Raw genomic sequence first — 7,891 nt, 5'->3', positions numbered from 1 at the left:
TTCAATGACTGGGCCGCACCCCAGGATATCCACCACGGTATGTTGGGCACCGTATGGGAGGGGGACGCGCACAGTGTTCAGCTGCTCTTGCAGCGTACCCGCAGCCAGGGGCCATACAGCCGGGCCGAGACCCGGGATTTCAATGCCCTCGTGCCCCATCTTCAGAGAATTATCCGGCTCAGTCAGGCTTTCAACCGCCAACGACAAGTGGACCGTGCGGCGAGTGCGTCAAGCGAGAGTGGCGCTGTGCCATTCTTCCTTTTGGACGAAAAGGGGCGGGTGATCCATGCCACCCGGCAGGCCGAGCGCATTGCCGTCGAAGATGATCGGCTGCATTTGCATCAGGGCCGCCTGGAAGCTGTCGGCGGGCAGAATGCGTCCTTCCGCCGCTTGCTGGCCGAAGCCACCAGTGCGGCAGCGGGGCGCTGGCACAGCCCGGGCGGCTGTCTGGCCCTGGGAGGGCAGGCGGGGCAACGTCTGCTGCTGGTGGTCACGCCGGTTCACCCTGAGCACAAGTTGCTGGCGGTGGAGCGACGGGTGTTTGCGGCGGTATTTATTCACGATGAGGCTTGCCGGGTGAAGCTCTGTTGGCGGACCTTGCGGGATCTCTACGGATTTACCCCCGCGGAGTGTCGACTCATGGAAGAACTTGCCGCCGGCCACTCTCTCAAGGAGATCGCCGGCCAGCGCCAGGTGTCCCCCAATACCCTCAGAAGCCAGCTGAAATCCCTGTTCCGCAAGACCGGCGAAAGCCGTCAGGCAAGGTTGGTGGCGCGGATTGTCACCGGCCCGGCTCGTTGCCAGGCGGAACCCGCGCCCCTTGCCTTTAACGACAACCTCGAGCCCAACAGCTAGGTCCGTTCCAGACCACCATTTCTCAGGCGGAGCTGGCCGTGGGGGCACAAGGCCGGATGATGGCGGTGGTCAAGCAGAATCAACCCGCGGCCCCGGGTTTCCGTCACCAGCCAGTCGCTGACTTTGTCGATACTGCCCCGGTCCAATCCTCGAAAGGGCTCGTCCAGGATCAGGGTCGGCGTATCACAGAAGACGGTGCGTATTAGCGCCACCCGGCGTGCTTCACCGCCGGACAGTGTGCGATCCATCTCCCCGACGCGAGTTTCCGGCGTGAGTCCCGCTTCACTGAGCCCGGTCGCCTGCAGGGCTCGAATCATTCTGTCCCGGTCCAGCTCAGGGTTACCGAGACGCAGGTTGTCTGCGAGGCTGCCAGCCAGGATGACACTGCGTTGCTCCAGGAGTGCCACGCGGGCGAAGCGTGCCGCTTCGGGCCAATGGCTCATCGCCTCCCCATCCATGAGTACCCGGCCCCCATCAGGTGAGAGAGCTCCCACCAGCAGGGCCGCCAGACGGGACTTGCCGGCGCCACTATCGCCGACAATGCTCCAGCGTTCGCCGGCCGGCAGCTGCAGGTTTACCCAATCAAGCACCGGCCTATCACTCAGACCCCGCGCCAGGGTGACGCCCTCGAGCTGCCAGGCAACCGGTCCATGCCTTTCTCCTTGCGCCGCCATTGGGCTGTTTATCGAAGGACTGGTACGGGTCGCCGGGGCCAGACGGTGAGCGGCCACTCTAACCATGGCCCAGCGTCGCAGGGCGGGGACCAGGCCGGTGGCCAGTCCAGCGAGAGCAACCAGGCCGAGCAGGACCAGGACCCACCAGGGCAGGGCAGTCGCCTGTTGTTGCACGTGGGCGCTGTGGGTACTGATCAGCGTCAGGCCAACCAGGCCGAGACTGAACAGGAGCTGGATTCGGCTGTCGTTGCGGGCAGCTCCATCGGCCAGGTTTTTTTCTTCTTGCCGATGGCTGCTCGCCTGGTCGAGCCACTGCTCCAGATTCTGTTCAGACGGATCCGCGAACTGAAGTTCCCGGTGAGCGGCCAGAAGGTCATGCAAGCGGGTATTGGCTCGAGCCTGAGCCAGTGCCAGGCTGGCGTCACGGCGGCCGTGCTGAACCATGAAGGCGATCATGAGCAGCAACACGCCAACGCCGAGCAACAGGATGACCATCGCGGCGGTGGCACCACTCACGATCCAGGCCGTCAGGGCCAGCAGGAGCACGGCCGTGAAGAAACTGCTCAGTGGTAGCAGCAGGCCAGCGTGAAAATGTTCCAGTCGTTCAACATCCACCATCAAGCGGGTCAGCAAGGGGCCGTCGCGGAGCCCCGACAGGCTGGCAAAGGGGCGCTGCATTTGCTGGGTGAACAAGGCCTGACGGAGACGGCCGAGTATCCGGAAAACCGCTTCATGGACCACCAGCCGCTCCAGGTACCGCGACACGGTCCGGCTGACCGCGAAGAAACGGATCAGGGCGCCGGGAAAGAAAATCTCGACCGTCATCACCGCGCCGCCGGCGGCACCGGCCAGGGCGCAGGCAGTGATCAGCCAGCCAGCCGCGGCAACCAGGCCCAGCGTGGACAAGGCCGTGGTGAGTGCCAGCAGCAGGCCGCCGAACAGCCAGCGCCGCTGCCCTTTGGGCAAATCCCGGAGCAAATACTTCAGGAGCCGGCGGTTAGTCATCTCGCAAGCTCCCGTCCCGAAGCACCAGGCAGCGATCGGCAGCCTCAGCGGCGGCGCGGCTATGGGTGAACATGAGGATGCTGCAGTCTCCAGCCTGTTCACGCAGCGCCTGCAGGATCAGCGCTTCATTGTCCGGATCCAGGCTGGCGGTGGGCTCATCCAGGATCAGCAGCCCCGGCCGGCCCAGCAGGGCACGGGCCAGGGCGATGCGCTGGGCTTCGCCACCGGAAATGCCGGCACCACGCTCCCCCAGCTTGCTTTGCAGACCTCGAGGCAGGAGATCCGGGAGGTCGGCGAGTCCGACCCGATGCAGTACCCGCCAGTGCTCTGCCACACCGTGCTCACCACCAGGGTCGAGATTGGCGGCCAGGCTGGCGGGCAATAGATGAGGTTGCTGCCCCAGCCAGGCCAGGCGCTGGCGTCGCACGGCAAGAGGAATTTCATCGAGGGACTGGCCATCGAGAAGAATCCGGCCCGACAGGGGTTGCTGCCAGCCCAGCACGGCGGCGGCCAGGGTGGATTTACCGCTGCCCGAGGGACCAGTGATGGCCAGCCATTCGCCAGCGGGCAGCTGAAAGTCCAGTCCCTGAATCAGGGCTGATTCTGCATCCGGCCCCGCCGAGAGGCTGAGCTGTTCCACTGTCAGGTGGATGGGGCCGTTGATCGTCGGAGTACTGTCAGGCCTGGCGTCGTGACTGCCTGTCGATGGCTGGAGCAAGGGGCGGATTCGAGCGGCGGCTGTCAGGGCGGCGGCCCGTTCATGATAGCCGGCGGCCAGCCGTCGCAACGGCTGGAAGTACTCCGGGGCCAGCAACAGGATGGCCAGACCGGCACGAAAATCCAGGTCCGGCGCCGGTCCGAATTGGATGAAGTCAAGCAGGCCCAGTCCTATGTAGATGGCTACCGTGGCGATGGCCACGGCACTGAAAAATTCCAGTACGGCCGATGACAGAAAGGCGACTCTCAATACCTCCATGCTGCGTCGGCGGTAGTTCTCGGCAGCCTGTCCCACGGCCATCCCTGCCCGTGCTCCGGCCCGCATCAGTCGCAGTGTGGATAGCGCTCTCAGGCGGTCCAGGAAATGGCCACCGAGGCGTTCCAGTTCCTGCCGCCTCTCTTCAGCCAGGGAAGCGGTTCCCAGGCCAATCAGTGCGCTGAACAGGGGAATCAAGGGGGCGGTGAACAGTAGCAACAGGCCAGCCAGCCAGTCGAGACTGAATACCACCACCAAAATGATCAAAGGCTGGGCCACGGCCTGGATGCGCGCGGGCCAGTATTCCCGATACCAGGGGAGCAGGGCGTCCATGTCGCCCTGGAGTCGATTGACCAGACTGGCAGTGGACTCTTCCAGTCGGCGTCTGCAGACCGGGTCCATGGCATTGCGGGTGGCCTGCCTTTGCAGACGATCCACGGTCTCGGATCCCAGCGTCAGGCTCATCTGCTCAATGTGCACGCGCAAGGCATGGCGGAGCAGGGCGATGCCGCTGAGCAGGCCCAGGCCCAGCAGCAGGCGGCTGTCTTCGAGCTCAGGCCGGGCAAAGGCAATATGGTCCAGGATCTGGGCGAGCAGCAGGAAAAAACTTACCAGCCAGACGGCGTCCAGGCCTACCAGCAGGGCAATGCCCAGGCGAGGACGAGCTGCGGCCTGCCCATCCAGCCATTGCCCATCTTCCCGGCGCTGGCGACGAGAGTCCTTGTCATGCCGTATGGCCGCGAGTGACGGGGTCACTGGACCTTGCTCCCGTGTTGGCTTCCCTCAATTGCTTCGGGAGAGGCGGTCAGCAAATTGTCAGTGGTAGCCAGCATCACTGCTGACTTTGCCCCGGAATATCCAATAGGTCCAGGCCGTGTAGCCCAGCACGAAGGGAATCACGAACAGGAAGCCCAGGAGCAGGAACAGCTGCGATCCGGGATCGGAGGCCGCATCCCAGAAGGTGTGTTCCGGGGGTACGGCATAGGGCCACATGCTGATCAACAGGCCGATGTAGAACAACACGAAAAGCGTCATGGTGGCCACGAATGGGGTGCCTTCCAGACGTCGGCGAATGGCGCTGTACAGCCACCAGCAGACCAGGAGAGTGGCCAGCGGGAAGATCCATAGTATGTGGGCGTTATCGAACCAGCGATTGAAGACGCGTTCGTTGGCCAACGGGGTCCACACGCTGACCACGACAAAGAAGGCCAGCATGCCTGCCAGCAACCAGGGCGTGATTCGCCAGGCCCAGGCCTGGGTTTCACCCTCGGTCTTCAATATGGTCCAGGTCGCGCCGAGCAGGGCATAGCCCGTGACCACGCCCAGGCCAGTCATGATGGTGAAGGGCGTGAGCCAGTCGAATGGGCCGCCTACATATTGAAAGCCTTCGGTTTCAAAGCCCTGAATATAGGCCCCCACCACTGCACCCTGGGCAAAGGCGGCCACCGTGGAGCCGATATTGAAGGAATGATCCCAGAGGTAACGGGAGCGGTTGGCCTTGAAGCGGAACTCGAAGGCGATGCCGCGGAAGATCAGGCCCGCCAGCAAGAGAAAGACACCGATGTAGAGGGCCGGCAGGAACACGGTATAGACCAGCGGGAAGGCCGCCAGCAGGCCAGCGCCTCCCAGAAGAAGCCAGGTTTCATTACCGTCCCAGACCGGTGCCACCGAGTTCATCATGTCGTCGCGTGCCCGGTCGCTGGGGGCAAAGGGAAAGAGAATGCCTACCCCCAGGTCGAATCCGTCCATGAGGACGTACATCAGGACCCCGAAGCCGAGAATCAGGATCCAGATCATGGTCAGGTCGATCAGTTCCATTGTTAGATCCTCTTAACGCTTTCCCGGGAGGTCCCAGGGTTGATCTTCAAAGCTGGTGTCGACGGTGGACAGGGGGCGCTTCGCGACCCCGCTTTCCTCGCTTTCCCGGGTAAAGGATTCCGGGCCAGACTTCATCACCCGACTCAGGTAATAGACACCGGCCAGGAAGACCACCGCATACACGAGCACAAAGCCAATCAGAGTGAAGAGGGCCATCCCCCCGGTCAGGGAGGGGGTGATGCCTTCCTCGACTCGCATGATGCCGTGAACCAGCCAGGGCTGACGGCCCACTTCGGTCACGAACCAGCCTGCAAGCACCGCCACGAAGGGGGCCGGAATCATCCAGGTATACAGCTTGAGCAGGCGGGGCGAGTCATACAGCTTGCCCCGAAGCAACTGCACCAGGCCGGCCAGGGCCGCGATGATCATCAAAAGGCCCAGACCCACCATGATGCGGAAGCTCCAGAACACGGTGGGGACATGGGGGCGGTCCTCCGGGGCCCATTCCTTCAGCCCTGGTACCTCGCCATCCAGTTCGTGAGTGAGAATCAGACTGGCGCCTTTGGGAATGCCGATTTCCAGATAATTGCGCTCGCCGCGTTGGCTGGGTATGGCGAACAGCAGCAGCGGCGCACCTTCCTGGGTTTCCCAGATCCCCTCCATGGCGGCCACTTTTTCCGGTTGGTGCTCGAAGGTATCCAGGCCATGCAGGTCACCCACCACCAGCTGGGTGGGTGCGAGCACGGCCATCAGCACCACCGTCATTGACAAGGCCTTGCGGCTGCTGGTGGTGGCCTTGCCCTTGCGCAGATACCAGGCGGAGATGCCCAGGACGACAAATCCGGCGGTGAGGAAAGCAGCCAGGGCAAAGTGCAGGAAGCGCAGGCCGAAGGAGGGATTGAAGATGGCTTCACCCCAGGAGGTCATCTGGAAGATACCGTCCTGCAACTCGACGCCGGCAGGGGTCTGCATCCAGCTGTTGGCGGACAGAATCCAGAAGGACGAAATGAAGGTGCCAACCGCCACCATGCAGGCTGCGAATAGATGTGTGCCCGGTGGTACCTTGTTGCGGCCGAACAGCAGCACACCGAGGAAGACCGCTTCCAGGAAGAAGGCGGTGACCACTTCGTAGCTCAGTACCGGACCCAGGAAGTTGGCCGAGGCATAGGAGAAAGCGCTCCAGTTGGTACCGAACTGGAAGGCCATCACAATGCCCGACACCACGCCCATGCCAAAGACGACCGCAAATACTTTGGTCCAGAAGCGGGCAAGTTCCTCATAGACCGGGTTGCGGGTGCGATAGAGCAGGGCTTCCAGGTAGGCAATGAAGGCCGCCAGGCCAATGGTGAATACCGGGAATATGGCATGGAAGCTCACCACGAAGGCGAACTGGATGCGGGAGAGGAGAACGGGATCGAGTTCCATCGCAGCCTCGCTTGAAAATGCGCCTACAATCAGACCACGCCCTCCGGGGTGGCCCATGAACTCCTTGACTGGCGGTTGGACCTGAAGGTTCAGCGCAGCTGATGATCACCGCCAGGACTTTCACTTTAACACATCCTTATATAAATGCGAGGGGCATCTGTGGGTGATCAGATTACCTGGTCGGCCCGGGGCTTTCCGGTCAGTGCCTCAAGCTGCGCCGCCTCGCTGGCCAGGGCCCGCATGGGCTCGAGAACGGTGACCATGTCCTGCCGGCAGTCTTCCTGGGCAGGCATGTGCTGCTCAAGATAAATTCGCAGCGTTGCCCCCCGAGTGCCGGTTCCCGACAGCCTGAAGACGGCGCGGCCGTTGTCGGTGAACAGGCGGTATCCTTGAGCCTCCACCCGGTGGCCACTGACTGGGTCGGTATAATCGAAGCGATCCACCGGACAGTCCCGGTATTCGCCGGCTTCGACCAGGGTCGAGAGTCGCTCCATCACAGCCTGGCCCTGTTCAATGCTGAGATTGAAGTCGTGGCGGGCAAAGTAGTCGCGGCCAAAGCGGGACCAGTGCTCGTCCAGCAGTTCCGCCACGGTCATGTCCCGGCTGGCGAGGATTTGCAGCCAGGCCAGCACGGCCCAGAGTCCATCCTTCTCTCGAACGTGGTCGCTGCTGGTCCCAAAACTCTCTTCACCGCAAAGGCGAATATAACCGCCGTCCAACAGACTGGCGAAGAAGCGCCAACCCGTTGGGGTTTCGTGGCAGGGAATGCCGAGTTCCTGGGCGACCCGGTCCAGGGCACGGCTGGTCGGCATGGAGCGGGCCACACCCTTGAGCCCGTCAGCCAGTGCCGGTATGCAGTGGTGGTTGGCGGCAATCACCGCCAGGCTGTCACAAGGCGACACTACCAGCGCTCGGCCATTCTGACGGCCCAGGATCATATTCCGATCCCCATCGCCATCCGAGGCGGCGCCGATTTCGCCTTCCGGCAGGGCCTGAAAGGCCTCCAGGAAGGCATGCGCGTCATGGGGGTTGGGGTCGGGGTGGCTGCCGTTGAAATCCGGTTTGGGCTGCCCATTGCGGACAACATCTTCACTCAGTCCCAATTGATGGACGAATATCTCCCGGGCGTAGGGGCCGGTAA

Annotated in this window: 6 protein-coding genes; 1 reads left to right on the top strand and 5 read right to left on the bottom strand. The window is 62.9% G+C overall.

Going from position 1 to position 7,891, the window contains the following annotated elements:
• Positions 1–855: helix-turn-helix transcriptional regulator (locus ACJWXQ_RS03440; RefSeq protein ID WP_406672148.1), on the top strand; the 855-nt coding region annotated here is incomplete at its 5' end.
• Here ACJWXQ_RS03440 and ACJWXQ_RS03435 read toward each other — a convergent pair.
• The 5 genes from ACJWXQ_RS03435 to ACJWXQ_RS03415 all read right to left on the bottom strand — a co-directional run.
• The gene (locus ACJWXQ_RS03435) at positions 852–2,534 is read right to left on the bottom strand and encodes an ATP-binding cassette domain-containing protein (protein ID WP_346049410.1); all 1,683 of its coding nucleotides are present in this window, start codon (positions 2,532–2,534) and stop codon (positions 852–854) included. The genes ACJWXQ_RS03440 and ACJWXQ_RS03435 overlap by 4 nt on opposite strands.
• Positions 2,527–4,263, bottom strand: a complete 1,737-nt coding sequence (gene cydD, locus ACJWXQ_RS03430) for a thiol reductant ABC exporter subunit CydD (RefSeq protein WP_346049412.1) — start codon at positions 4,261–4,263, stop codon at positions 2,527–2,529. Before cydD ends, ACJWXQ_RS03435 begins: the two co-directional genes overlap by 8 nt.
• Positions 4,264–4,323: 60 nt before the next feature.
• On the bottom strand, positions 4,324–5,325 hold the full coding sequence (gene cydB, locus ACJWXQ_RS03425; protein WP_346049414.1) for a cytochrome d ubiquinol oxidase subunit II: 1,002 nt from the start codon (positions 5,323–5,325) through the stop codon (positions 4,324–4,326).
• A 12-nt stretch (positions 5,326–5,337) separates the two neighbouring features.
• A complete protein-coding gene (locus tag ACJWXQ_RS03420) occupies positions 5,338–6,750 on the bottom strand; it encodes a cytochrome ubiquinol oxidase subunit I (protein WP_406672147.1) in 1,413 nt (470 codons plus the stop codon).
• Positions 6,751–6,917: 167 nt separating this feature from the next.
• Positions 6,918–7,891 (bottom strand): alpha-D-glucose phosphate-specific phosphoglucomutase (locus ACJWXQ_RS03415; protein WP_406672146.1); only part of this gene is annotated, 974 nt, incomplete at its 5' end.

Origin of the sequence: Natronospira sp. (assembly GCF_007134575.1) — a bacterium.
GTDB lineage: Bacteria > Pseudomonadota > Gammaproteobacteria > Natronospirales > Natronospiraceae > Natronospira > Natronospira elongata.
This window is presented reverse-complemented; position numbering and strand designations above follow the sequence as displayed.